This window comes from Novosphingobium profundi (genome assembly GCF_018491765.1).
GTDB classification, from domain to species: Bacteria; Pseudomonadota; Alphaproteobacteria; order Sphingomonadales; family Sphingomonadaceae; genus Novosphingobium; species Novosphingobium profundi.
In genome coordinates, this window is record NZ_JABWCU010000011.1 from 110,248 (window position 1) to 134,715 (window position 24,468).

24 protein-coding genes are annotated in these 24,468 nt (G+C 65.4%); 14 read left to right on the plus strand and 10 right to left on the minus strand.

The window, feature by feature from the left end; genetic code table 11:
* Positions 1–133: 133 nt before the first annotated feature.
* From rnhA to ispH, 3 genes are read right to left on the minus strand one after another with little or no spacing between them, the layout of a single operon-like run.
* Complete coding sequence (gene rnhA / locus HT136_RS13920) at positions 134–568, minus strand: ribonuclease HI (protein ID WP_214200401.1); 435 nt, start codon at positions 566–568, stop codon at positions 134–136.
* A complete protein-coding gene (gene thrB / locus HT136_RS13925) occupies positions 565–1,551 on the minus strand; it encodes a homoserine kinase (RefSeq protein WP_214200402.1) in 987 nt (328 codons plus the stop codon). The genes rnhA and thrB overlap by 4 nt, the downstream gene beginning before the upstream one ends.
* 11 nt (positions 1,552–1,562) lie before the next feature.
* On the minus strand, positions 1,563–2,525 hold the full coding sequence (gene ispH, locus HT136_RS13930) for a 4-hydroxy-3-methylbut-2-enyl diphosphate reductase (RefSeq protein ID WP_214200403.1): 963 nt from the start codon (positions 2,523–2,525) through the stop codon (positions 1,563–1,565).
* A gap of 68 nt (positions 2,526–2,593) precedes the next feature.
* Here ispH and HT136_RS13935 point away from each other — a divergent pair, with 68 nt between their 5' ends.
* Positions 2,594–3,262, plus strand: coding sequence for a hypothetical protein (locus tag HT136_RS13935; RefSeq protein ID WP_214200491.1), 669 nt, complete (start codon positions 2,594–2,596; stop codon positions 3,260–3,262).
* Between the two features lie 68 nt (positions 3,263–3,330).
* Here the strand turns inward: HT136_RS13935 and HT136_RS13940 are convergent, their stop codons facing one another.
* The 6 genes from HT136_RS13940 to HT136_RS13965 form a co-directional block, all read right to left on the minus strand.
* Positions 3,331–4,125, minus strand: a complete 795-nt coding sequence (locus HT136_RS13940; protein WP_214200404.1) for a lysophospholipid acyltransferase family protein — start codon at positions 4,123–4,125, stop codon at positions 3,331–3,333.
* A 63-nt stretch (positions 4,126–4,188) separates the two neighbouring features.
* Entirely contained in the window at positions 4,189–4,614 is a 426-nt protein-coding gene (locus tag HT136_RS13945; protein ID WP_214200405.1) for a Fur family transcriptional regulator, read from the minus strand.
* 183 nt (positions 4,615–4,797) lie between these two features.
* Positions 4,798–5,244, minus strand: coding sequence for a Ros/MucR family transcriptional regulator (locus tag HT136_RS13950; protein ID WP_214200406.1), 447 nt, complete (start codon positions 5,242–5,244; stop codon positions 4,798–4,800).
* 164 nt (positions 5,245–5,408) lie between these two features.
* On the minus strand, positions 5,409–5,870 hold the full coding sequence (locus HT136_RS13955) for a GNAT family N-acetyltransferase (RefSeq protein ID WP_214200407.1): 462 nt from the start codon (positions 5,868–5,870) through the stop codon (positions 5,409–5,411).
* A 43-nt stretch (positions 5,871–5,913) separates the two neighbouring features.
* Entirely contained in the window at positions 5,914–6,567 is a 654-nt protein-coding gene (gene tsaB, locus HT136_RS13960) for a tRNA (adenosine(37)-N6)-threonylcarbamoyltransferase complex dimerization subunit type 1 TsaB (protein ID WP_214200408.1), read from the minus strand.
* Between the two features lie 53 nt (positions 6,568–6,620).
* Positions 6,621–7,202 (minus strand): NifU family protein, encoded by a 582-nt coding sequence (locus HT136_RS13965; RefSeq protein WP_214200409.1) that lies wholly within the window; start codon positions 7,200–7,202, stop codon positions 6,621–6,623.
* A gap of 235 nt (positions 7,203–7,437) precedes the next feature.
* Here HT136_RS13965 and HT136_RS13970 point away from each other — a divergent pair, with 235 nt between their 5' ends.
* The 5 genes from HT136_RS13970 to HT136_RS13990 all read left to right on the plus strand — a co-directional run bounded on the left by HT136_RS13970 (position 7,438) and on the right by HT136_RS13990 (position 15,969).
* Positions 7,438–10,398, plus strand: a complete 2,961-nt coding sequence (locus HT136_RS13970) for a M16 family metallopeptidase (protein ID WP_214200410.1) — start codon at positions 7,438–7,440, stop codon at positions 10,396–10,398.
* A 203-nt stretch (positions 10,399–10,601) separates the two neighbouring features.
* On the plus strand, positions 10,602–11,975 hold the full coding sequence (locus HT136_RS13975) for a class II 3-deoxy-7-phosphoheptulonate synthase (RefSeq protein ID WP_214200411.1): 1,374 nt from the start codon (positions 10,602–10,604) through the stop codon (positions 11,973–11,975).
* Positions 11,976–12,230: 255 nt separating this feature from the next.
* Entirely contained in the window at positions 12,231–13,235 is a 1,005-nt protein-coding gene (locus HT136_RS13980) for a CsgG/HfaB family protein (protein WP_425516895.1), read from the plus strand.
* 369 nt (positions 13,236–13,604) lie between these two features.
* Positions 13,605–15,515, plus strand: coding sequence for a CocE/NonD family hydrolase (locus tag HT136_RS13985; protein WP_214200412.1), 1,911 nt, complete (start codon positions 13,605–13,607; stop codon positions 15,513–15,515).
* A 28-nt stretch (positions 15,516–15,543) separates the two neighbouring features.
* The gene (locus tag HT136_RS13990) at positions 15,544–15,969 is read left to right on the plus strand and encodes a GNAT family N-acetyltransferase (protein WP_214200413.1); all 426 of its coding nucleotides are present in this window, start codon (positions 15,544–15,546) and stop codon (positions 15,967–15,969) included.
* On the opposite strand, the gene HT136_RS13995 is transcribed toward HT136_RS13990, so the two are convergent.
* Positions 15,970–16,596 carry a glutathione S-transferase family protein gene (locus HT136_RS13995; RefSeq protein WP_214200414.1) on the minus strand — a complete coding sequence of 209 codons (627 nt, stop codon included), beginning with the start codon at positions 16,594–16,596 and terminating at the stop codon, positions 15,970–15,972.
* A gap of 227 nt (positions 16,597–16,823) precedes the next feature.
* Here HT136_RS13995 and rutB point away from each other — a divergent pair, with 227 nt between their 5' ends.
* From rutB to HT136_RS14035, 8 genes are all read left to right on the plus strand, one after another.
* Positions 16,824–17,552, plus strand: a complete 729-nt coding sequence (gene rutB / locus HT136_RS14000) for a pyrimidine utilization protein B (RefSeq protein WP_214200415.1) — start codon at positions 16,824–16,826, stop codon at positions 17,550–17,552.
* A gap of 28 nt (positions 17,553–17,580) precedes the next feature.
* A complete protein-coding gene (rutC, locus tag HT136_RS14005) occupies positions 17,581–17,964 on the plus strand; it encodes a pyrimidine utilization protein C (protein ID WP_214200416.1) in 384 nt (127 codons plus the stop codon).
* Complete coding sequence (rutD, locus tag HT136_RS14010; RefSeq protein ID WP_214200417.1) at positions 17,957–18,739, plus strand: pyrimidine utilization protein D; 783 nt, start codon at positions 17,957–17,959, stop codon at positions 18,737–18,739. The genes rutC and rutD overlap by 8 nt, the downstream gene beginning before the upstream one ends.
* A 6-nt stretch (positions 18,740–18,745) precedes the next feature.
* Entirely contained in the window at positions 18,746–19,813 is a 1,068-nt protein-coding gene (gene rutA / locus HT136_RS14015; RefSeq protein ID WP_214200418.1) for a pyrimidine utilization protein A, read from the plus strand.
* A 79-nt stretch (positions 19,814–19,892) separates the two neighbouring features.
* Positions 19,893–20,471 (plus strand): ANTAR domain-containing response regulator, encoded by a 579-nt coding sequence (locus tag HT136_RS14020; protein ID WP_214200419.1) that lies wholly within the window; start codon positions 19,893–19,895, stop codon positions 20,469–20,471.
* Between the two features lie 34 nt (positions 20,472–20,505).
* Positions 20,506–21,717 carry an ABC transporter substrate-binding protein gene (locus HT136_RS14025; protein WP_214200420.1) on the plus strand — a complete coding sequence of 404 codons (1,212 nt, stop codon included), beginning with the start codon at positions 20,506–20,508 and terminating at the stop codon, positions 21,715–21,717.
* Between the two features lie 223 nt (positions 21,718–21,940).
* Positions 21,941–23,374 carry a CmpA/NrtA family ABC transporter substrate-binding protein gene (locus HT136_RS14030; RefSeq protein WP_214200421.1) on the plus strand — a complete coding sequence of 478 codons (1,434 nt, stop codon included), beginning with the start codon at positions 21,941–21,943 and terminating at the stop codon, positions 23,372–23,374.
* Positions 23,375–23,406: 32 nt separating this feature from the next.
* Positions 23,407–24,468 (plus strand): ABC transporter permease, encoded by a 1,062-nt coding sequence (locus HT136_RS14035; protein ID WP_246543704.1) that lies wholly within the window; start codon positions 23,407–23,409, stop codon positions 24,466–24,468.

The window sequence follows — 24,468 nt, forward strand, 5'->3', positions numbered from 1 at the left end:
TGTCGAAGAGCGCGAGCCGCACGTTTCAGCGGGCGCAATCGCTCGGGGTCGCTTGCCCATAGGCAGGGCGACTCAGGTCGAAGTTGCGTTTTTATCAATCAAGAATCAGCGCGCGCAACTGCACGCCGCCCGCTCAGGCGATCGCCTTGGCCGCGTCGCTGGCAAGCTGGTCCACGCGTTCGTTTTCCGCGTGCCCGTTGTGGCCGCGCACCCACTGCCAGGTCACCTTGTGGGGCTTGGCGGCGGCGAGCATCTCGCGCCACAGGTCGGCGTTTGCGACGGGCTGGCGCGAGGCATTGACCCACCCCTTCTTCTGCCAACCGAAGACCCACTTGGTGATCCCGTCGATGACATACTTGCTGTCGGTGTAGAGCGTGATCTCGCAAGGTTGGTTGAGCGCCTCGAGCGCCTTGATGACCGCGGTCATCTCCATGCGGTTGTTGGTGGTCTGGGCTTCGGAGCCCGCCATTTCCTTCTCGTGTTCCCCCATGCGCAGCAGCACGCCCCAACCGCCCGGGCCGGGGTTGCCCTTGCAGGCGCCGTCGGTGAAGATCTCGATCTGCTTCACGCGGTCACCCCGAACAGGCTGGCGTTGGCGGGGGCGGCGTAGAACTCGAGACGTCGGGCGAAGGCGAGCGGGTCCTTGGGCGTGACCAGCGCGTCCTCGGGAGTGTTCATCCAGTCGTAGGCGCGGGTGGACAGGAAGCGGATCGCGGCTGCGCGTGCAAGCCGCGGCAGAGCGGCGCGTTCCGCGCCCGACAGGGGGCGCACGCTCTCGTAGCCTTCAAGCAATGCCTGCGAGATCGCCGGATCGAAGCGCGTGCCATCGTCGCTGAAGCACCAGGCGGCGTGAGTCACCGCCACGTCGTAGGCGAGCAGGTCGGTGCAGGCGAAGTAGAAGTCGATCAGGCCGGTCACCTCGCTGCCCAGCATCAGCACGTTGTCGGGGAAGAGATCGGCGTGGACGACACCGCGGGGCAAGCCGACGGGCCAGTCGCTGCGCAGCGCGCCAAGCTCGCGTGCGACGATCGCGGGCAATTCGGGGTGGATGCGGGCCAGCCCTTCCTCGCCGCAGGCCGAAAGCAGGCGCTGCCAGGTTTCCAGCCCCATCGAATTGGCGCGCTCTGCCGGGAAGTTGGCAGCGGCGAGGTGCACGCGCGCAAGCGCCGTGCCGACCGAGCGGGCCTGTTCGGGCGTGGGTTCGCTGACCGAGACGCCGGGCAGAAACTCGATGAGTGCCAGCGCCTTGCCCTGGTGCGTGCGGTAACTTGCGCCAGCCCGGTCGTGGATCGTGCGCGGTACCGGGCAACCGGCCAGCGAGAGATGGTCGAGCAGATCGAGGAAGAAGGGCAGGTCCTCCACCTCGGTACGTTCCTCGTACATCGTCAGGATGAAGCGACGCGGCTCCTCGCCTGCGCGTTGCGCTTCGACCAGCCAATTGCTGTTCGAGACGCCCTCGGCGATGCCTTTCGCCGAAATCAGGGTGCCCACGTCAAAGGCGTCGACGATCGCGGCCATGTCTTCCGCGCCGATCCGGGTGTAAACCGCCATCTTTAGTGCCCTTACGCGATCAGTTGCTTGGGCAGCTTGAAGCTGATCGTCTCGGTGGCGGTCACGATCTGCTCCGAAGTGACTTCGCGCAGGTCCTTCAGGCGATCGACGACCTCGTTGACGAGCGATTCCGGTGCCGAGGCGCCCGCCGTCAGTCCCACCGTGTCGACACCCTCAAGCCAGGCGGGATCGATGTCGCTGGCGCGCTGGATGAGCTGCGAACAGACGCCGGCGCGCTGCGCCACTTCGGCGAGGCGCAGCGAGTTCGAGCTGTTGGGAGCGCCGATCACGAACATCAGCTGGCATTCGGGTGCGACCTTCTTGACCGCCGCCTGACGGTTGGAGGTCGCGTAGCAGATGTCCTCGGCCTTGGGAGCCGAGACGTGCGGGTAACGCGCCTGGATCGCGGCAATGATCGCGGCGGTGTCGTCGACCGAAAGCGTGGTCTGCGACATGTAGGCAAGGTCGGCGTCGGCGGGCAGGTCGAGCGCGGCGACGTCCTCGACCGTCTCGACGAGGCTCATCGCGCCTTCGGGCACCTGGCCGAAAGTGCCGATGACTTCGGGATGGCCAGCGTGGCCGATGAACAGGATATGGCGCCCTTCGCCGATCTGGCGTTCGGCCTGGCGGTGCACCTTGGAGACCAGCGGGCAGGTCGCGTCGAGCCATTCGAGGCCGCGTGCGGTGGCCGCGGCAGGAACCGACTTGGGCACGCCGTGGGCCGAGAAGATCACCGGTACACCGTCGGGCACCTCGTCGAGCTCCTCGACGAAGATCGCCCCCTTGGCCTTCAACCCATCGACCACGAAGCGGTTGTGAACGATCTCGTGGCGCACGTAGACGGGCGGGCCGTACTTCTCGATCGCGCGCTCCACGATCTCGATGGCGCGGTCGACGCCGGCGCAAAACCCACGCGGGGCGGCGATGATGAGACGGAGCGGCGGTTTCGCCGGGGATGGAAAGGGCGCGTTCATAATGCGCCCTCTAGCGCTTTGCCGCTTGCATCGCTAGGGCAAGCGCACGCCACTCAAGGGATGTCATGATGAATGCACGCCGCCTGACCGCAACTTTCCTGTTTTCCGCCGCCGCCGTGTCGGCTCTTGGCGGGTGCAAGTCGGAAGGGGAAATCGTGGTCAATTCCGGTGTCGGGATCACCGCGGTGCGCAGCACCTGCCCGGCGGTCGGTATTCCCGATTACACCGGCGACATCACGCTGTTCGGGCCTGGCGGTGCCAAGACGGCCGACAACATCGACGTCGTCGCTTCGATGACCAACGTGCGTGCCCAGTGCGATGACCGGGCCCAGGGGACCGACAAGGTGACCAGTGCGGTGAACTTCGTCGTCGAAGCCCAGCGTTCCAACACGCAGGGCGCGCGCACGGTGACGCTGCCCTACTTTGTGAGCGTCCTGCAGGGCGGCAACTCGGTCGTGAGCAAGCGAATCGGACAGGTCACGCTGCAGTTCGCCGATGGCCAGGATCGCGCCCAGGCAACCGCCTCGGGCACGGCTTACGTCGATCGCGCCGCGGCGACGCTGCCGGCCGAAGTGCGCGAGCGGATCACCCGCAAGCGCCGCGCGGGCGACCAGGACGCCGCGCTCGATCCGCTGGCCGATCCTACGGTCAAGGCCGCGGTCGCGCGCGCGACGTTCGAAGTGCTGGTCGGTTTCCAGCTCAACGACGACCAGGTCGCCTACAACGCGACACGTTAAGGAGCGGCTGCAAGGCGTAGGCCTGAAAAGGGCGTCGGCTTGGGGCCGGCGCCCTTTTTCGTTGCACCTCACACGTTCGCGCAGCGATCCATCGCGCGCAGAATGGTCTCGCGGGCCGCGCGGGCGATCACCTTGCGATCGCCCAGGCTTTCGGGCGGCAAGGCGTCGAGGAAATGCACGGTGAGCTGGATTCGGCGCCAGCGGCCGAGGATGCGCAATGCATTGGAAAGTCCAGATTCTTCTCCCAGCCAGGCGATCTCGGCGGAATGGCGTCCGTAGTCGAGCCAGACGGGGCGAATCGGGACGGCGTCGAGGTTTCCGTCGAGCGCGGACAGGAGCGAGGACTTGAACGGCATCACCGTCTGGCCGTCGCCGGTCGTTCCTTCAGGGAACAGCGTGAGCGCGCCGGCCTCGGTGATCGCCGCGCGCACTTTTGCAACCTGGCGAGCCACCGAAGTGCGGTCGTGGCGGGCGATGAACACGGTGTCGTTCAATTCGCACAGCCAGCGCATCGGGCCGAGCGCGGCGAGCCCGTCGTGGGCAACGAAGGCGCAGTGGCTGGCCCCGGCAAGAGCAGGAATATCCAGCCAACTCACGTGGTTGGAGAGAAGGATGCAGGTCTCGCCACGCGTGGGCGGGCGGCCCTGCTTGCGCAGGCGCACGCCCACGATCACGGTGACCAGGCGCAGGAAGGTGCAGGGAACCGGGTTGTGGCGGGTAAACGGCGCCAATGCGTAATGGGCCACCAGGCTGGCCACGAGCGTGACCAGCAGGAGGATGATTCGCACGATCACAAGCAGCCAGCCCGTCACGCCGGGGCCCGGCGGAGGGCTTGCTACGACGGCCGCCGGGGGAAGAGCCACGTTCGATGCCTTCAGGACGCAAGACCGCGCGGGGGCGCAGTCGAGAGGCAGGAGGCGGTCGACTTAGTTGCCTTCACGGTCCAGCTTGACCCCGAACAGCTCCATCCGGTGGTCGACAAGACGGAATCCCAGCTTCTCGGCGATCTGCTTCTGAAGCGATTCGAGCTCGGGGTCGACGAATTCGATGACCGCACCGGTCTCGACGTCGATCATGTGGTCGTGGTGGGCCTCGGGGGCGGCCTCGTAGCGAGCGCGCCCGTCACCGAAGTCGTGGCGGTCGAGAATGCCGGCTTCCTCGAACAGACGTACCGTGCGGTAGACGGTGGCGATCGAGATGCCTGGGTCGATCGCGGTAGCGCGTTCGTGGAGTTTTTCCACGTCGGGGTGGTCGGTGCTCTCGGAAAGAACCTTGGCGATCACACGGCGCTGTTCGGTGATCCGCAGGCCACGTTCGGCGCAGAGGGCTTCAATGTCGATGGGCTGGCTCACACGTCTGACCTGTCTTGTGCAATTGGAAACACCGGCCAACGAGGGCCGGTGTCATCCCGATACCAAAAGAATCGGGAAAGGGGAAAGGGGCACGGCGAACGTTTGCACGGTTGATGTCCGGTAAGGTCGGGCCGGACGGGGCGTGCGGGTTCGGGCCGTGCCCTTTTGCTCAATGGGCGCCGATCAGGCAGCCACGGCCTTGGGCTTGCGGCCACGGCGTGCGTTGGGCTTGCGGCCCAGGCCGATCTTCTTGGCCAGTTCGCGGCGCTTTTCGGCGTAGTTGGGAGCGACCATCGGGTAGTCGGCGGGCAGGTTCCAGCGCGCGCGATATTCTTCCGGGGTCATGTTGTAGTGGGTCATGAGGTGGCGCTTGAGCATCTTGAGCTTCTTGCCGTCCTCGAGGCAGACGATGTAGTCGGGCTTGATCGACGCGCGGACCGACACGGCGGGCTCCGGCTTTTCTTCCTCGACAACCTTCGAGCCACCAAGACCCGAGAGTGCACCGTACACATTGCTGATCAGCGAAGGCAGATCGTCAACCGAGACGCTGTTGTTGCTGACGTGTGCGGCGACAATGTCAGAGGTGAGGGTGATGAGCGTCTCGCTCATGTCGGGCTGAATATTTTCCATTATGTTTTCCTCTATTGCGACCTTGAGGCATTTGGGGGGTGGCGTCCACAATGTGGTATGCCGATACTTCCAATGGCTGAATTCATCGCCCATTTCAAGTACCAACCTAAGTTGTTTTGAAATTGTGCGCCGTTTCGCTCTTTGAGTGTTTGAATTTACGAAATTTAAATTTTGATGTCATAGGCAAAAGTGAGGGCGTTCACTCGTTCGCCGTTCTTGAAGCGGTAGTATTCGGGTCTTTCCCCTATTTGGTAAAACCCGAAAGCTCTGTAGAGTTTTTCTGCGGAATTACCCTTACGCATTTCTAGAAGTAGGCGCATCGCTCCGCGTTTATTAGCGGAATCGCTAAGTTTCATTAGAAGATTTCGAGCCAGCCCCTTGTGCCGATATTCCGGCGATACTCCAAGCAGCAGAAGTTCTTCTTCTCCGAAGCCGAGGCGCGAGAGCGTGAAGCCGACCGCCGGAGTTTCCAGATCGGGCCAGGAACCATCTGCCGCGACGAGGTTGTAGTACGTGTGTCCAAATAAGAGCGCGTCCTCGACTTGGCGTCGGGTCCAGGCTTCGCCGAAGTTCGGGTCGAAAGCCGCGCTCATGACTTCCATCAACTTGTCGAGGTCTTCGGTCATGGTGCTCGGAGGTGATCTTGGGGATGTGAGGTCGCGAGACTTATCAAAGCGCGGGGGAGCCCGGCAAGCGGGCATCCGGCGCGCGGCCATAGAGGGGACTCGTGCTCTGTGTCAGGCTGAAGTCGGGTAAGTGGGCGAAGGCGCGGGCGTCGGGTTGAAGGCAATGGGCGCTGCCGTGGCCGCGTCTGGCGACGAGCGCTTCGGCCTCGCTGCCGGCGACGCGGGCCAGCGTCAGCTGGTCCGCGGCCTGCTCGGGCTTCAGCGAGGCAAGGGGCTGTGCAGAGCGCCCTTGCGCATCGAAGCTCTCGACGAACCATTCCCCGTGCCCGCCGGTCATGGCGACGTCGACGGGCGCGTCTCCGAAGGCCGCGCGGTCCATCGCGGCGACGAGTGCGAGCGTCGGGTAACCGAATACGGGCACATGCCAGGCCAGGGCCAGCGCGCGCGCGGCGGCCAGGCCCACGCGCACCCCGGTGAAACTGCCGGGGCCGAGCGCGACGGCGATGCGATCGGCTTTGCCGCGTTCGGGCAGGGCGGCGATCATCGGCACGAGTGCTTCGGCGTGTCCGCGTCCGAGCACTCGGAACGTACCCTCGATCAGCGTGGTGCCTTCGAAGAGCGCGACCGAACACGCCGCTGTGGCACTGTCGATAACCAGGGTGCGCTGGAGGGCATCGGTTCTCGAAGTGTCAGGCATGGGCGAGGCGATCGTCTGCTGGCGTCAGGTGGAGGTGGGCGAAAGCGTCCGCTTCAGGCGGCGCGCACTTCGCTTACTTCGGGTACATAGTGCTTGAGCAGGCTTTCGATGCCGTGCTTGAGCGTGGCGGTCGATGATGGGCAGCCCGAGCAGGCGCCCTGCATCGAGAGGTAGACCACGCCCTCGCGGAAGCCCCGGTAGACGATGTCGCCACCGTCGTTGGCGACGGCCGGGCGCACGCGGGTCTCGATCAGGTCTCTGATCTGGGCGACGATGTCCGCGTCGGCGGGGTCCTCGCCATAGTCGACATCCTCGTCTTCGGGCGGAACGGCGATACCGTTGCCGTTCGTTCCGGCAAAGAGCGGCGCCTGCGAGACGAAGTGGTCGAGCAGGATCGAGACGACCTGCGGCTTGAGCCCGGACCATTCGGCTCCGGGTGCGGCCGTCACCGAAATGAACGACTGGCCGAAGAACACGCCCACCACGTCGCCCAGGTCAAACAGCGCTTCGGCGAGCGGCGAGACGGTGGCGTCTTCGGGTGAGGTAAATTCCCGCGTACCGGCGGGCATGACTTCCCGGCCGGGCAAGAACTTGAGCGTCGCGGGATTTGGAGTCGTTTCGGTTTCGATAAACATGACCCACGCGATTTAGGCCTTTGCTGCGGTTAATCAAGGCATCCGCGAGGAAACCTGCTTTTTGTTACATGTGCGATACAGACGTCACCCGCATGTGGCGGATTGCCCGGGCTGCGGATGGCAAAGGATTGCGGGGGCTTGGTGGCAGCTAAGAGCTTCGCATCGCCATCGCGGCATCGCCCGATCGTGCTCTATTCACTGGCCCTTAATCCGTCCCCGGCCTATAGCCTGCGCAATGACGACTATTTCGCGCGCCGCCAGCTCGCTAGCCTGCCTTGTCCTTCTTGCGCAGCTTCCCGTTTCGCCCGTGATCGCCCAGGAGGACGCCAAGTCTTCGGCGACGCCGTCCCCGACCCCGGCCGCGCCGGTCCTCCAGACCGACGAGCAGGACCCCTGGCTCTATCGTGGCAGCGACATCCCCCATGACAAGCAGTGGCACTTTGGCGAAATGTCGAACGGGCTGCGCTACGCGGTGCGGCGCAACGGTGTGCCGCCGGGGCAGGTCTCGATCCGCGTGCGGGTGGATGCGGGCTCGCTCAACGAGACCGACGGCGAACGCGGCTACGCGCATTTGCTCGAGCACATGCTGTTCCGCGAATCCAAGTACATTCCCTCGGGGCAGGCGATCGCCATGTTCCAGCGTCTCGGCGCGACTTTCGGTACCGACACTAATGCGGTGACCTCGACCACGCAGACGGTGTTCAAGCTCGATCTCCCGGACGCGACGCCCGCGTCGCTCGACGAGACCTTCAAGCTGATGTCGGGCATGGTCACCGCGCCCACGCTCTCGAGCGCGGATCTCAAGCAGGATCGGCCGATCGTCCTTGCCGAAATGCGTGAGCGGGGTGGGGCCGCCAAGCGCGTCCAGCAGGCGATGCAGGCGACCTTCTACAAGGGCCAGCCGCTGGCCGAACGCGAGCCGATCGGCACCGCGCAGTCGCTCAACGCGGCGACCCAGAACTCGGTGCGCGCCTTCTACCACCGGTGGTATCGCCCCGACAACGTGACCGTGATCGTCGCGGGCGACGCCGATCCCGCGATGCTCGAAAGCTACGTGCGCAAGTGGTTCGGGAGCTGGCAGGCGCAAGGCAAGCTTGCTCCCGTGCCCAGCTTCGGCGATCCCGTCGCGCCCACCGGGAATACCGGCAGCAACCGCGAGCTGGCGCCCGTGGGCGAGACCAGGGTGCTCGTCGAGCCCGACCTGCCGCCCTCGCTGCTGGTCGCGACGCTGCGTCCCTGGCGCCAGGTCGTAGACAATATCCCCTACAACCAGGGCATCATGACCGACCAGATCGCGCAAGCGATCATCAACCGCCGCCTCGAGACCCGCGCGCGGGCCGGGGGCAGCTATCTCTCGGCCTCGGTCAACGAGGACAAGGTCTCGCGCAGCGCCGACGTCACGTTCGTTTCGGTGACGCCGCTCGGCGAGGATTGGGACAAGGCGCTCAAGGACGTGCGCGGGGTGATCGCCGATGCGATGAACCGTCCCCCCACGCAGGCGGAGATCGACCGCGAAGTGGCCGAGCTCGACGTCGCCTTCCAGGTGCCGGTCGAGCAGCAGCGGATCCTGCCCGGCGCGCAGCTCGCCGACGATCTCGTCAACGCGCTCGACATCCGCGAAACGGTTGCCTCGCCCGACGACGTTCTGCGCATCTTCCGCGAATCGAAGCCTCTGTTCACGCCCGAAAAGGTGCTCGAGCACACCCGCAAGCTGTTCTCGGGCACGGTGACCCGCGCGCTGTTCACCACCCCCGAGGCGGGCAAGGTGACCGATGCGCAGCTGCGCCAGGCGCTGATCGATCCGGTCAAGCCCGACGCCAGCGCGCGCCTCGCCGCCAACGCCAAACCGGTCTCGTTCAAGACCCTGCCCGCGATCGGCACGCCGCACGCGCCGGTCACGGACCAGCCCACCGGCCTGCTCGACATCGAGGAGTTGACCTTCGCCAACGGCGTCAAGGCGCTGCTCTGGCCGGTCGCCGAGGAACCTGGCCGCGTGGTCGCCAAGGTCCGCTTCGGCGGCGGTACGCGTTCGATCGAGCCGGCCGATGCGGCCTACCTTGCGCTCGGCCAGTACGCGCTCGTCGGTTCGGGTCTCGCGACGCTGGGTCTTGACGACCTCGACGCGATCTCGACGGGCCGCAAGATGGGCTTCGATTTCTCGGTCGACGACGCGGCCTTCGAGCTGAAGGCCGAGACCCGTCCGCAGGACCTGGAAGACCAGCTCTACCTCTTCGCCGCCAAGCTCGACCTGCCGCGTTGGGACGAGAACCCGTTCCGCCGCGCCAAGGCCGCCGCGAAGATCCAGTACGATACTTTCGCCACCTCGCCGCAGGGCGTGCTGAGCCGGGACCTGCCGTACTACCAGCACGGCAAGGACCCGCGCTATTCCACCCCGACGCCCGAGCAGATCGACAAGACCACCCTCGACGGCTTCAAGCGCGTGTGGTCCAAGGCGCTCTCCGAAGGGCCGGTCGAAGTGCAGATCTACGGCGACTTCGACAAGGCCGCCGCCATCGCCGCGCTGGAGAAGACTTTCGGCGCGCTCAAGACTCGCGAGAACGCGCTGTCGACCGGCAAGGCGCCGCCGATCGCGGTGTCGCAGCCCTCGAAGGCGCCGGTGGTGCTCCACCACCATGGCGATCCCGACCAGGCGGCGGCGGTGATTTCGTGGCCCACGGGCGGCGGCGCGATGGGCATTCGCGAATCGCGCCAGCTCGAGATCCTGACGCAGATCTTCACCAACCGGTTGATGAACGCGGTGCGCGAGAAGCTGGGCGTCGCCTATTCGCCCTATGTCTATTCGACTTGGCCGGTCGATCTCCAGGCGGGCGGTGCGATCACCGCAGTGGCGCAAGTCGATCCCAAGTCCGTCGACGTGTTCTACCAGACCGCCGAGGAAATCGCGCAGGACCTCATCGCCAATCCGCCGACCGCGGACGAGCTCCAACTCGTGGTCGAGCCGCTGCGCCAGCAGGTGACGCGCGCGGCCTCGAGCACCGCGTTCTTCATGAACCAGCTTGAGGGCGCGAGCCTCGATCCCTCGCGCTTTGGCACGGTGCGCACGGTGCTGCTCGACTATACCCAGACGAGCCCCGAACGCATGCAGGCGCTCGCGGCCAAGTATCTGGGGCAGGGCAATTCGTGGCGCCTCGAAGTGCTGCCCGAGGACAAGGGCCCGAGCGCCGGGTCCAAGTGAGCGCGTGACCGGCAGCCTCTTCGGGGTTGCCGGTCGTGCCTCTCGAAAAGGCATTCGGCGCAACCGATTACCCTGATCGGGCAAAGCGTCTTTGCAAAAATTGCGGGCAGCGGCTATGGGGCGCCCCTCATCTGCAGATGGGGGAAGTCCGTCTCCCGTCCGCAGGGGCTCTGGGAGAGGGCCGATTTTCAGGAGTTAATGACGTGGCTAGCAATTGGACCCCGGATGGTTGGAAGGCGCAGGAAGCGCGCCACCTTCCGGTATATGGTGACGAAACGAAGCTGAACGCGGTCGAGGCGACCCTGGCAAAGTTTCCGCCGCTGGTCTTTGCCGGCGAGGCGCGCGAACTCAAGAAGGACCTCGCCGAAGTGGCGGCCGGTCGCGGTTTTCTGCTTCAGGGCGGGGACTGCGCCGAAAGCTTCGCCGAGTTCCACCCCAACAACATTCGCGACACCTTCCGCGTCCTGCTGCAGATGGCGGTGATCCTCACTTTCGCCAGCAAGCAGCCGGTGGTGAAGCTGGGCCGCATGGCGGGCCAGTTCGCCAAACCGCGCTCGGCCCCCACCGAGATGGTCGGCGGTGTCGAGATGCCCAGCTACTTCGGCGACATCATCAACGGCATCGAGCCGACCGCCGAAGCGCGCCGCAACGATCCCGAGCGGATGCTGCAGGCCTACGGCCAGTCGGCCTCGACGCTCAATCTGCTGCGCGCCTTTGCGACCGGCGGCTATGCGAATCTCAGCCAGGTCCACCAGTGGACGATGGAGCACATCAACCGCAGCCCCTGGGGCGAGAAGTTCGCGCAAATGGCGGACCGCATCGGCGAAGCGCTCGACTTCATGGCGGCTTGCGGCGTCGATCCCTCGACCGTGCCGCAGCTCCAGGGAACGAGCTTCTACACCAGCCATGAAGCGCTCCTGCTGCCTTACGAGCAGGCGCTTACCCGCCGCGATTCGCTGACGGGTGGCTGGTACGACTGTTCGGCCCACATGCTGTGGATCGGCGATCGCACCCGCTTCGAGGGCTCGGCGCACGTCGAGTTCCTGCGCGGCGTAGAGAACCCGATCGGCATGAAGTGCGGGCCGAGCCTCGAGCCCGACGCACTCATCAAGATGCTCGATACCCTGAACCCCAACCGCGAGCCGGGCCGCATGACCCTGATCAGCCGCTTCGGCCACGACAAGGTCGAGGCAGGCCTGCCCAAGCTGGTGCGTGCGGTGAAGGCCGAGGGTCACCCGGTGGTGTGGTCGTGCGACCCGATGCACGGCAACGTGATCAAGACCGATTCGGGCATCAAGACGCGTCCGTTCGAGCGGATTCTCTCCGAAGTGCGCGGCTTCTTCGCGGTGCACCGCGCGGAAGGCACGCACGCGGGCGGCATCCACATCGAGATGACCGGGCAGGACGTGACCGAGTGCACCGGTGGCGCGATCGCGATCACCGACGAGCGCCTCGGCGATCGCTACCACACCCACTGCGACCCGCGCCTCAACGGTGCGCAGTCGATCGAGCTGGCCTTCGAGATGGCCGACCTGCTCAACCTCGAAGCCAACGAGCGCCACAGCCAGGCGGCCTGAGCGCTTTTTGGAAGAGCGGTTCGAAATCAAAGAACGGGCGGGAAGGCAACAGCTTTCCCGCCCGTTCTGGCATTTGCGAGATGGCTGAGCAGTTTGGGTGATGTTGAGAAGTATTCGACGGGAATCATTCTTCGCGAAAAAAACCCCGGACCGTCGGTTCCTGAATGAAGCCACAGGGCTGCCATCATTGCTCTGCATTGACGTTAAATATTGGCAAGTCACGCCTCCATGCGATACCTCCCGTGGGAACCGGTGGTGCGCCGCCGATTGGCAATAGGGGAAATCTCGATGTTGAAGTCTTCGACGGCGACCGCCGTAGTGCTCGCGCTGGTCGTCACCGGCAGTCCGGTGCAGGCGAAGTCCGACGCGCGAGCAAGTGGCGGGCAACGCATGCAGGAGCAGGCCGTCACGGACGTGCCGCATTGCACGCGCAAGCTTGGTACTCTCTCGATCGTAGACGGCGATGACCCGCGGGGCTGGACCCAGTATTCGCTGGCCCCGCCGCAAAAGCTGCTCAAAGTATTGGTGCAGCGCTCGGGTTGCTTCAATCTGGTCGATCGCGGCAGCGGCTTGCAGGCCGCCGAACGTGAACGTCAGGTCGGCAATCATCTGGGGATGCAGCGCGGCTCGAACGTCGGTCAAGGACAAATCAAGGCGGCCGACTACGTTCTTGTCGCAGAAGTCCAAGGCGCAAACGCCAATGTCAGTGGCAGCGGTGTCGGCGGTGCGGTCGGCGGACTGATCGGTGGCGGTGTCGGTGGCTTGCTGGGCGGCATGCGTAGCAAGAAGCTGGAAGCCAACACGGTCTTGTCGCTCACCAACGTGCGCACCACCGAAACCATCGCGACGCAGGAAGGCTATGCGGTCAAGAACAACCTGAGCTTTGCCGCCGGTGGCGGCGGGTTCTTTGGCGCGGGTGCTGCCGCGGCCGTGGGCGGCGGCTATGACAACACCGACATCGGTCGCATCGTCACCCTGTCGTTCATCCAGGCCTATTCGAAGATGGTCGAAGACCTCGGCCTCGTCACACCGGGTTCGGAAGGTACCGCCGAAGCCACACCGACACGCACCTTCACGGCCCAGCGCCCCGTCATTATGCGCGTGACCGCCACCGGCACCGGCAAGATCATCCGTACGCTTCCGGCGGGCGCGATCGTCTACCCCACCGGCAACAAGAATGGTCTGTGGTGGGAAATCGCCGACGAGAACGACAATGTAGGATGGGCACTCAACACCGGCCTTGCGCCTACTGAGCACTAAATCGAGCGCAAGGTGCGCGCGAACACCGCGCGCACCTTGCCATTTGCCAGCCATCTCGAAAAATTGTGAAAATGCTGACGCGCCCTTTTGCGCAGCGCAATAGTCACAATGTGCCATCGCTGATCGACGAGCGTGTTCCAAGCCTCGCGACAATAGTTGCTGATGGCGTCGCCTCGCTAAAGACCTACATATACCACGCTACATCGTCCCACGCGCCCCTCCCGCGCTAGCCGGTTCGTGCTCGGGCGCGCTGCGGACGAACGGCGGATACGTTTGGGGGGTAATTCGTCGTGACCAAGCCGCTCCATTCCCATGGTAATTCCGCGCAGCCGCTTGACCGCACGCGAGGCTCGGTCCATCCCGTGCGCCATGATACATCATATCCGTCGCACGGCCGCGCTTGGGGTGGCCACTTTCGCTCTCGTCCTGCCTGCTCTTTCGGTCTCGGCCGCGCCCAGCGGCGCGCCGCTCGACACGATGGCCAACGAGAAGGTCAAGGAATACGACTGGGTGCGCCCGCAGGCCAACTTCGTGCGCCGCGTGGTCGACATCCCGATGCGCGACGGGGTGAAGCTGCACACCATCATCATCTTCCGCAAGGGTTTGAGCGATGCGCCGATGCTGCTCACCCGCACGCCCTACGACGCGGAAGGCTCGACCAGCCGCAACCGCAGCCAGGACATCGACGAGGTCGTGCGCTATTCCGACCAGCTCTTCGTCGACAACGGCTACATCCGCGTGTTCCAGGACATTCGCGGGCAGCACGGTTCCGAGGGCGACTATGTCATGAACCGCCCGCTGCGCGGCGCCTTCAACAAGACCAAGACCGACCATGCCACCGACACGTACGACACCATCGACTGGCTGGTGAAGAACGTGAAGGAGAGCAACGGCAAGGTCGGCATGATCGGCTCGTCCTATGAGGGCTTCACCGCGCTGATGGGCACGGTCGATCCGCACCCCGCGCTTCAGGCAACGATCCCGCAGAGCCCGATGGTCGACGGCTGGATCGGTGACGACTGGTTCCACAACGGCGCCTTCCGCACCTTCGGCTATGACTATGACCTGGGCCAGACGGCGGGCAAGGGCGGCGGCGCGGTGCCGCGCGGCACCGGCGAGGACTACGCGGCCTACCTCAAGGAAGGTTCGGCCTACGATTACGCTGAGAAGTACGGCCTGCTCGACATTCCGGCGGTCCGCAAGGTGCTCGAGCACCCCGCCTACGACGACTGGTGGCAGTACCAGGCGGTCGACAAGCAGCTTGCCAAGCGTCCGTTGACGGTGCCGATGCTGCTTGTCGTAGGCGAGTGGGACCAGGAGGACAGCTACGGCGCGCCGGCGGTTTACCAGGCGCTCGAGCCCAAGGATACCGGCAACGACATGGTCAGCCTGGCGATCGGTCCCTGGCGCCATTCGGGCGTCAACTACGTGGGGCGTTCGCTGGGCGCGATCGACTTCGCGGGCGACACCGCCAAGCAGTTCCGCGAGGACTATGAGCTGCCGTTCCTCGACTGCCACCTCAAGAGCCATCCGGCCGCCTGCAAGACCCCGCCCGTGATCACCTACACCTCGGGCGCCGACAAATGGGAAGTCTCGCAAAAGTGGCCTGACGGCGCCTATACGCCGCTTTACCTCGCTGGCAATTCGGCGCTTTCGTGGAGCAAGCCGGAGGCGGGCGAGGACAGCTACGTCTCCGATCCGGCCAAGCCCGTACCGATGCTGCCGCGCCCGATCGAGATGAGTGGCGACGAGTGGAAGACCTGGCTGGTGCAGGACCAGCGCTTCGCCGACAGCCGCACCGACGTGCTCAGCTACGAGACCGGCGTGCTCGACAAGCCGGTCCACATCAAGGGCGCGCCCAAGGTCGATCTCCACGCCTTCACCAGCGGCGAGGACAGCGACTTCGTGGTCAAGCTGATCGACGTCTACCCCGAGGAATACTCGGAAAAGCCTGCGCTTGCCGGCTACGAGCTGCCGATGGGGATCGAGATCTTCCGCGGCCGCTACGTGCATGGTTTCGCGACGCCCGCGCCGCTCGAGCCGGGCAAGAGCTACAACTTCAAGTGGTCGCTCCCCAATGTCGACCATGTCTTCCTGCCCGGGCACAAGATCATGGTGCAGGTCCAGTCGAGCCTGTTCCCGCTTTACGACCGCAACCCGCAGAAGTGGGTGCCTTCGATCATGAAGGCCAAGCCCGAGGACTACGTGAAGGCGACCGAGACGGTGCAGCGCGGCGGTGACGCGGCAAGCGCGGTCTGGCTGCCGATCGCGCAGGACTGATGGACGGCGCGCAAGGGAAGGACGGGCCATGGCGATCGAACTGACGGTGCCTGACACACCCGGCGAGGCGGAACGCGAAGCCGTTCTCGCCCCCTTGCGCGCCTACAACCTGGCGCGCGGCGGCGATCCCCGGCTGCGGCCGGTCGCGGTGCTGCTCACCGACGAGGAGGGTAACCACCGTGGCGGTCTATGGGGCAAGTGCTCCTACGACTGGCTCTTCGTCGAACTGCTTTGCGTGCCCGAGGACGTGCGCGGGCAGGACCTGGGCACCGCGCTCATGGCGCGGGCCGAGGTCATCGCGCGCGAGCAAGGGTGCATCGGCATCTGGCTCGACACGTTCGAATTCCAGGCGCGGGGCTTCTATGAAAAGCTGGGCTTTTCGGTCTGCGGGCAGATCGAGGACCACCCCCTCGGCCAGCGGCGCTATTTCCTCCAGAAGCGCCTCGATCGCTGATCAGGCGTAGTCGTAGGGACCGCCGGCCACCAGTGCGCGCTGGTAGGCGGGGCGTGCGTGCAGGGTGTCCAGCCATTCGCACGTGCGTGGATGCGCTCGGGCGTTGAGCCCGGCGCGGGCGCGCGCGGCTTCGAGCGGAAAGCTCATCATGATATCGGCGGCGCTGATCGTATCGCCCGCGAACCAGGGGCGATCGGCAAGCTCGGCCTCGACGAACTCGAGATGGATGCGGATCATCGGATCGATCTTGCGCGCGGCGCGCGATCCGATGAGGGGAATGCGCCCGAGCACCAGCTTGAGCAGCAGCGGCGGCATGAGCGAGCCTTCCGCGTAGTGGAGGAACTGGCGGTAGCGCAGTTTCCCGACGAGCTCTGCAGGCGCGCCCAGGCGCCCATTGGCGAGTTCGACGAGGTACTCGCAGATCGCCGCGCTCTCGATCAGTGTGTAGCCATCGTGCTTGATGATGGGCGACTTGCCCAGGGGGTGGGCCTGGCGCAGTTCGCGCGGGGCCAGCATGGTCCTTGCATCGCGCGCGTAGCGGCGGACCTGGTAAGGCAGTTCGAGTTCCTCAAGCATCCACAAGACGCGCTGCGAACGCGAATTGTTGAGGTGATGGACCGTGATCATGTCCTTGCTCCCTGTTCGCGGGGCGCCATCAGGATCGGCGCGTCGAACCCATTGAACGCATGAACTCGCCTCGGGCTGCCGTGCCAGCCTGCATCAGGGGCCGTGCCGCGTCGAGGCGCTTGTTCAGGAGGGGGGATGATCAGCCCCCTCCCGCCATACGCAGCCACGATCCAGGGCCTTGAATTGCGTCCTTGATTGTGGGGCGAGCCTGCTTGATACTCCACGGGATGAGTGGTCCGATCGTCGATCCCGTCCCGCAGCGCTCCGCTCCCTCGGTGGTGCTGCCCGCCCGCCCCGAACCCTTGCGCATCGATGCCGCGACGACGGCGGTGATCGTTGTCGACATGCAGAACGCCTATGCCTCGAAAGGCGGCTATGTCGACGAGGCCGGGTTCGATGTGGGGCCCGCGGCCGGGGTGATCGGGCATGTCGCCGAGGTCCTCGACATCGCGCGCGGCGCGGGCATGCCGGTCGTCTTCCTCCAGAACGGCTGGGATCCCGACTACGCCGAGGCCGGCACGCCGCTCTCGCCCAACTACCACAAGTCCAATGCCTTGAAGACCATGCGCGCGCGGCCGGAACTCGCCGGCAAATTCCTCGCGCGCGGGGGGTGGGACTATGAACTGGTGGAGGCGTTGACCCCGAAGCCGGGCGACATCCGGGTCCACAAGCCGCGCTACTCCGCCTTCTTCAATTCGCAGCTCGACGCGGTGCTGCGCGAGCGCGGCATCCGCACACTGATCTTCACGGGCATCGCCACCAATGTCTGCGTCGAATCGACGCTGCGCGACGGCTTCCACCTCGAGTACTTTGGCATCGTGCTCGAGGATGCGGTGCACCATCTTGGCCCCGATTTCATCCGCGAGGCCAGCCTCTACAACATCGAGAAATTCTTCGGCTGGGTGAGCACCTGCGCCGATTTCCGGACAGCGGTGGGGCAACTGCCACCCGCCTGACACCGTTGGCCCAATCAAGGGAGACCCCATGCCGTTCGAAGCGATCAATCCACCCCAGTTTCCGACGCCCATCGCGCCTTATTCGGCGGGCGCAAAGGCGGGCAACACGGTCTACGTCTCGGGCGTGCTGGCGCTGGGCGAGGGGGGCAGCGTGCTCCACGTCGGCGATGCGGCGGCGCAGACGCGCCACGTGCTCGACGTGATCAAGGTGACGCTCGAAGCGGCGGGCGCGACTCTCGAGGATGTCGCGATGAACCACATCTTCCTCAAAGACCTCGACGATTATGCTGCCTTCAACGCGGTCTACGCGGAGTATTTTCCGGGCGCGAAACCGGCGCGCTACTGCATCCGTGCCGATCTGGTGAAGCCCGACTTGCTCGTCGAGATCGCCTCGGTTGCGCACATTGCCTGAGACCGCAGGGCTCTGGTTCGAGGAGTATGGCGAGGCGGAAGCGCCGGCACTTATCCTCTCGAGCGGGCTCGGCGGCGCAGGCGGCTATTGGGCGCCCAATGTTCCGGCGCTGGCCGAGCATTTCCGGGTGGTGACGTACGACCATCGCGGCACCGGGCGAAGCGATCGGACCCCGCGCGCGGACGAGAGCGTGGAAGCGATGGCCCGCGATGTCGTCGCGCTGATGGACGCGCTCGGGATCGAAGCTGCGCATTTCATCGGCCACGCGCTTGGCGGGGCGATCGGGATCGAGACGGCGATCACCACCGGGCGCATCGAAAAGCTGGTGGTCGTCAACGGCTGGCGCACGCTCTCGCCCCACACCCGGCGCTGCTTTGCCGCGCGGCTGGCGCTGCTCCATGGCGCGGGCGTGGACGCCTTCCTCGAGGCGCAGCCGCTGTTCCTCTATCCGCCCGACTGGATCGCCAGCCACGACGAACACCTCAAGGCCGAACTGGCGCATCACCGGGCCGTGTTTCCCGGCGTCGAGGCGATGGTCCGGCGGATCGCGGCGGTGCAGGCCTACCGGCCCGATCCGGAGGGGCTCGCGGCGCTTTCCAGTCTGCTGGTGATTGCGACGCGCGACGATTTCCTCGTGCCCTACGTCACCGCGCTCGACCTGGCGGGCTACGTGCCGCACGCCAAGGTGGACAGCTTCGCCTGGGGCGGCCACGCCTGCAACGTTACCGACGCGCCGCTCTTCAACCGCTATGTGCTCGATTACCTGAGGAGTTAGTCCGTAATGCAGGTCGGTGTCTTCATTCCCATCAACAACAACGGCTGGCTGATTTCCGAAACCGCGCCACAGTACAAGCCGAGCTTCGATCTCAACAAGGAGATCGCGCTCAAGGCCGAGGCGCACGGGCTCGACTTCCTGCTCTCGATGATCAAGCTGCGCGGGTTCGGCGGCAAGACCGAGTTCTGGGAATATGGCCTCGAAAGCTTCACCCTGATGGCCGGGCTGGCCTCGGTCACCGAGCGGATCAAGCTCTACGCCACCGCGCCCACGCTGATCCTGCCGCCCGCCTTCGCCGCGCGCATGGGGGTAACGATCGATTCGATCAGCCATGGCCGCTTCGGCGTGAACCTCGTCACCGGCTGGCAGCCGCCCGAGTACACCCAGATGGGCCTCTGGCCGGGCGACGAGCACTTCCGCAACCGCTACGAAATGCTCGGCGAATACGCCCGGGTTCTGCGCGACTTGTGGAACACCGGGCGCAGCGACTTCAAGGGTGACTACTACCGGATGGACGATTGCCTGGTGCGCCCGCAGCCCGGTGCCGAGATGAAGATCATCTGCGCGGGGTCTTCCGATGCCGGCCTCGCCTTCTCGGCGAAATGGGCAGACTACGCGTTTTGCCTCGGCAAGGGGGTCAATACGCCCACCGCCTTCGCTTTCAACAACGAACGCCTCGCGCGCTTCACCGCCGAGACCGGGCGCGAGGTCTCGATGTTCGTGCTGGTCATGGTGATCGCGGCCGAGACCGACGAGGAAGCCTTGGCCAAGTGGCAGCTCTACAACGAGGGCGTCGATGTGGATGCGATCTCCTGGCTTGCCGACCAGGGGGCAAAGGACACTGTCAACACCGATACCAACGTGCGCCAACTGGCCGCGCCCGAAGGGGCGGTCAACATCAACATGGGTACGCTTGTGGGCAGCTACGAGAGCGTCGCGCGCATGCTCGACGAGATGGCCGAGGTGCCGGGAACCGGTGGGGTTCTGCTGACCTTCGACGATTTCCTCGCCGGGGTGGATGCGTTCGGTACGCGCATTCAGCCGCTCATGAAGAGCCGTGCGCACATCGGCTGACGGGGAGGGTGCGCAAGGCGGGGCTGTCCGGGCAAATTAGCGATTGCATTGGGTCAATGGTGCAGTGCACAACAGCGCAATGCGTATCGCGATTGTCGATGAGAGCGCGGCGCGCGCCTCCATCATGGAAGAAGGCCTGTCCACGCTGGAGGATTGCGAGCTGATCGTGATCACCGAGCGTCGCGGCATGCTGGCGCGCATGGCGGCGATCGATCCCGACATCGTGCTCATGAACCTGGGCAATCCCTCGCGCGACATGCTCGAGGAATACTTCGCGGTGAGCCGCGCGCTGGCGCGCCCGATCGCGATGTTCGTCGACGAGGCCGACGACGAATCGATCGTCGCCTCGGTCGAAGCCGGGGTCTCCTCCTATGTCGTGGACGGGCTGTCGGCGGGGCGGATTAGGCCGATCCTCGATCTTGCGATCACGCGTTTCAACGCCTTCGCGCGACTTCAGAACGACCTCGCCGAAGCGCGTGGAAAGCTGGCCGAGCGCGAACTGGTCGACAAGGCGAAGCGTATCCTCATGGAGAGCAAGGGGTTGCCCGAACCCAAGGCCTATGCCGAGTTGCGCAAGGCGGCGATGGACCAGGGCAAGCGCATCGTGAACATTGCCGAGGCCGTCGTCACGGCCCACCAACTGATGGGTGGCGCATGAACGGGCGACGCGGACCGAGCGAGGGGGTCTTGTAGTGACTGTGGAACTGACGATCGGCTTCCTGCCCCTGGTAGACGCCTGCCTGCCGATCCTCGCGCGCGAGCATGGCTTTGCCGAAGAGGAAGGGCTCTCGCTGCGTCTGGTCAAGGACATGAGCTGGGCGACCGTGCTCGACCGGCTGCTCTACGGACACAGCGACGCCGCGCACCTGATCGCCCCGCTGGCGATCGCCACGACGCTGGGGCGCGGCCGGCCGGCGCAGCCGCTCGTCGCGCCTTTCGTGCTGGGGCTGAACGGCAATGCGATCACGCTGGCCCCGGGATTGGCGCGGGAGGTCTGCGGCGAGGGGCATGGCCTGGGCGATCCCCGGAAGGTTGGCGAAGCGCTGCGGACCATTGCGCTCGCACGCGCGAACGCGGGCAAGCCGCTGACCTTCGGCGTGGTGCATCGGTATTCGAGCCATAACTACATGTTGCGCTACTGGTTGGCGGCTTGCGGGATCCGGCCCGACCAGGACGTCGAGATACGCACCGTGGCGCCGCCGTTTTGCGCCGAGGCGCTCGAACTGGGCGAAGTCGACGGCATCTGTGTCGGTGAGCCGTGGAACAGCGTCGCGGTGGAGAAGGGGGCGGGCGAGATCGTCCTGTCGACCTCGCAGATCTGGCGGCGCGGGGTCGAGAAGGTCCTGGCCATGCGTGAGCCCGTCCTCGAGGAGAAGCGCGAGGCCGTGCTGCGGCTTATCCGTGCGCTGTGCCGGGCGGCGGCCCACTTTGTCGATCCGGTCAACTGGGAAACCAACGCGGCCATTCTCGCGCGCAGTGAATACCTCGATGGCGCGCCCGAATTGATCCGCCGCGCGATCGCCGACCAGTTGCTGATCGCGCGCGGCGGAGCCATGATCCACTATCCCGATTTCATGTTCCAGTACCGCGAGGCGGCGAACTTTCCCTGGGTCAGCCAGGCCGAATGGCTCTACACCCAGATGGTGCGCTGGGACGGGCTCGACTATGCGCGTGAGGACGCCGGGAAGGCCGCCCGGGTGTTCCGTCCCGACATCTACCGCGCTGCCTTGCTGGGGACGGGAGAGCCGCTTCCCGGCGCCAGTTCCAAGGTCGAGGGGAGCCTTGCCGGCCCTACCGTGGTGGGAACGCAGCAGGGCCTCATTACACTGGAATCGAACGCCTTTTTTGACGGCCTGGTGTTCGATCCGCAAGACGTTCAGGGCTATCTTGCGCAATTGCCGTGAAGGGCTATTTCGCATCCGCGCAAAAAAGGACTTGCTGCAATTCGTGCGAATCGCTTACAAGTTAATTGCAGTCACCGGCGGGTTCCCAAGGATGGGTACCTATCCATGCTGGTCTGAAATTTCTTACATTCGTGGCACCGTAGCCGCCTCGTCGTAGTCCTTTCCCGGACTTTCGCCGTGGCGGTTTTTTGCGTTTGCGCGTCTCGACTTGGGGGTTGGTTCGATGACAAAGTCCGTACATTCCGGTTTTTCGAGGCGGGCCGTGGTCGGCGCGCTGTTGGCCAGCGTCGCTCTCGCGGGCTGCGGGGGTGGGAAGGGTGATGCCCCGGCGCAGTCGGATGTGAAGGCCGCCGCGATCGGCGGCGCGGTGGAGAAGCCGGTGCTCAAGCTCGGCTTCATCAAGCTCACCGACATGGCCCCGCTGGCCATTGCCAAGGAGAAAGGCTTCTTTGCCGAGGAAGGCCTCAACGTCACGCTCGAGCCGCAGGCGAACTGGAAGGTCCTGCTCGACGGTGTGATCGGCGGCCAGCTTGACGGCGCGCACATGCTGGCGGGCCAGCCGATTGCGGCGACGATCGGCTACGGCACCCGCGCCGAGCTGATCGCCCCGCTCAGCCTCGATCTCAACGGCAACGCGATCACCGTCTCGAACCGCGTGTGGGACATGGTGAAGGGCAAGCTGCAGCGCACGGCCGACGGCAAACCGGTCCATCCGATCTCGGCCGCGGTGCTCCAGCCGGTGGTCGAGAACTTCAAGCAGCAGGGCAAGCCCTTCACGATGGGCATGGTCTTTCCGGTCTCCACCCATAACTACGAGCTGCGCTACTGGCTCGCGGCCGGCGGCCTCAACCCGGGCTACTACACCCCCGGCGACATCAAGGGGACGACGCTCGCCGACGTGCAGCTTTCGGTGACCCCGCCGCCCCAGATGCCCGCCACGCTCGAGGCGGGCACGATCGAGGGGTACTGCGTGGGCGAACCGTGGAACCAGGCCGCCGTCCAGAAGAAGATCGGCGTGCCGATCGTCACCGACGACGAGATCTGGCACGACAATCCCGAGAAGGTCTTCTCGCTGCGCAAGGACTTCGCCGCGAAATATCCCGGCACGACGGCGGCCCTCCTGCGCGCGATCATCCGTGCGCAGCAATGGCTCGACGCGGACGGCGGCAAGAACCGCAAGGAGGCCGTCGCGATCCTGGCCAAGCCGAACTACGTGGGGGCGGATGCCTCGGTGATCGCGGCCTCGATGACCGGCAAGTTCACCTTCGAACCCGGCGACACCCGCGACGCCCCCGGCTTCAACATCTTCTTCGACAAATTCGCGGGCTATCCCTATTATTCGGACGCGATCTGGTATCTCACCCAGATGCGCCGCTGGGGCCAGATCCCGGCCGACCACGACGACCAGTGGTACTTCGATCAGGCCAAGGCGGTCTATCGCCCCGACCTCTATCTCGCCGCGGCCAAGCAGCTCGTCGAGAAGGGCACGATCCATGCCGACGACGTTCCCGAAACCGACGGGTTCCGCGGCGAGCAGTCGGGCTTCATCGACGGGGTCACCTACGACGGTCGTCAGCCCAATGCCTATCTCGCCAAGTTCAAGATCGGCCTCAAGAAGGGGCAGAAGGTCACCGCCTCGGGGGTGACCGGCAACTGACACGGGCGCCTCGCGCCTCCAGGAGGAAAACGATGGCAACTGCCTATGCACCCGCCAAGCCTCTGACCGAGGCCCGCGAACCGACCGCCCGCAAGGAGATTTCCATGGCGACCCAACCCACCACATCCTCGGACCGCGAGATGGCCCTCCCGTCCGTTCAGGCGGCAGGAACGCCGGGAGCTTTCCAGGCATTCCTGGCGCGGCGCGGCAAGGCCATCCTTGCACCGATCCTGGGGGTGGCGGTGTTCCTGGGTCTGTGGGCGGCTCTCGCACCGATGGTCGACACCTCGCTCGGCGCGCTTCCGGGGCCGGTCGAAGTGGCCGAGCAGGGCGGGGCGCTGTTCCATGAATGGCAGGCCTCGAACGTGGCCAAGGCCGACTTCTACGCGGCGCAGGACGCGCGCATCGCGGCCGGCACCCAGACCATGGCCTTCGACTATGCCGGGCCGCCGACCTTCCTCGACCAGGTGGTGACCTCGCTCGAAACGGTCGCGCTCGGCTTCGTCCTGGCGACCGTCGTCGCGGTGCCGATCGGCCTTGCCGCCGGTCTCTCGCCGCTGTTCAACGCCGCGATCAATCCGCTGGTGCAGATCATGAAGCCGGTGAGCCCGCTGGCCTGGCTGCCGATCGTGACCATGGTCGTCTCGGCCACGATCACCAGCGCCGACCCGATGCTGGCCAAGAGCTTCGTGATCTCGGCGATCGTGGTGACGCTGTGTTCGCTGTGGCCGACGCTGATCAACACCGCCGTGGGCACGGCCTCGATCGACAAGGACCTGCTGAACGTGGGGCGCGTGCTCAAGCTGGGCACCTTCCAGAAGCTGACCAAGCTCGTCCTGCCGTCCTCGCTGCCCTACATCTTCACCGGCATGCGTCTTTCGCTGGGCGTGGGCTGGATGGTGCTGATCGCGGCGGAAATGCTTGCGCAGAACCCGGGCCTTGGCAAGTTCGTGTGGGACGAGTTCCAGAACGGATCCTCGCAGAGCCTGGCGCGCATCATGTTCGCGGTCATCGTGATCGGCCTGATCGGCTTCCTGCTCGACCGCCTGATGATGACGCTCCAGAACCTCGTCGGCCGCAATCACGCCATCTGA

Excerpts from the sequence above, each read along its gene's own strand:
- HT136_RS13995 (WP_214200414.1), bottom strand. The coding sequence starts at position 16,596 with ATGATCACGGTCCATCACCTCAACAATTCGCGTTCGCAGCGCGTCTTG.
- tsaB (WP_214200408.1), bottom strand. The coding sequence starts at position 6,567 with ATGCCTGACACTTCGAGAACCGATGCCCTCCAGCGCACCCTGGTTATC.
- HT136_RS14020 (WP_214200419.1), top strand. The coding sequence starts at position 19,893 with ATGCGTATCGCGATTGTCGATGAGAGCGCGGCGCGCGCCTCCATCATG.
- rutB (WP_214200415.1), top strand. The coding sequence starts at position 16,824 with ATGAGTGGTCCGATCGTCGATCCCGTCCCGCAGCGCTCCGCTCCCTCG.
- thrB (WP_214200402.1), bottom strand. The coding sequence starts at position 1,551 with ATGGCGGTTTACACCCGGATCGGCGCGGAAGACATGGCCGCGATCGTC.
- HT136_RS13955 (WP_214200407.1), bottom strand. The coding sequence starts at position 5,870 with ATGACCGAAGACCTCGACAAGTTGATGGAAGTCATGAGCGCGGCTTTC.
- HT136_RS14030 (WP_214200421.1), top strand. The coding sequence starts at position 21,941 with ATGACAAAGTCCGTACATTCCGGTTTTTCGAGGCGGGCCGTGGTCGGC.
- rutA (WP_214200418.1), top strand. The coding sequence starts at position 18,746 with ATGCAGGTCGGTGTCTTCATTCCCATCAACAACAACGGCTGGCTGATT.
- HT136_RS13990 (WP_214200413.1), top strand. The coding sequence starts at position 15,544 with ATGGCGATCGAACTGACGGTGCCTGACACACCCGGCGAGGCGGAACGC.
- rutC (WP_214200416.1), top strand. The coding sequence starts at position 17,581 with ATGCCGTTCGAAGCGATCAATCCACCCCAGTTTCCGACGCCCATCGCG.
- HT136_RS14035 (WP_246543704.1), top strand. The coding sequence starts at position 23,407 with ATGGCAACTGCCTATGCACCCGCCAAGCCTCTGACCGAGGCCCGCGAA.
- HT136_RS13950 (WP_214200406.1), bottom strand. The coding sequence starts at position 5,244 with ATGGAAAATATTCAGCCCGACATGAGCGAGACGCTCATCACCCTCACC.
- HT136_RS13985 (WP_214200412.1), top strand. The coding sequence starts at position 13,605 with ATGATACATCATATCCGTCGCACGGCCGCGCTTGGGGTGGCCACTTTC.
- HT136_RS13935 (WP_214200491.1), top strand. The coding sequence starts at position 2,594 with ATGAATGCACGCCGCCTGACCGCAACTTTCCTGTTTTCCGCCGCCGCC.
- HT136_RS13970 (WP_214200410.1), top strand. The coding sequence starts at position 7,438 with ATGACGACTATTTCGCGCGCCGCCAGCTCGCTAGCCTGCCTTGTCCTT.
- HT136_RS13965 (WP_214200409.1), bottom strand. The coding sequence starts at position 7,202 with ATGTTTATCGAAACCGAAACGACTCCAAATCCCGCGACGCTCAAGTTC.
- ispH (WP_214200403.1), bottom strand. The coding sequence starts at position 2,525 with ATGAACGCGCCCTTTCCATCCCCGGCGAAACCGCCGCTCCGTCTCATC.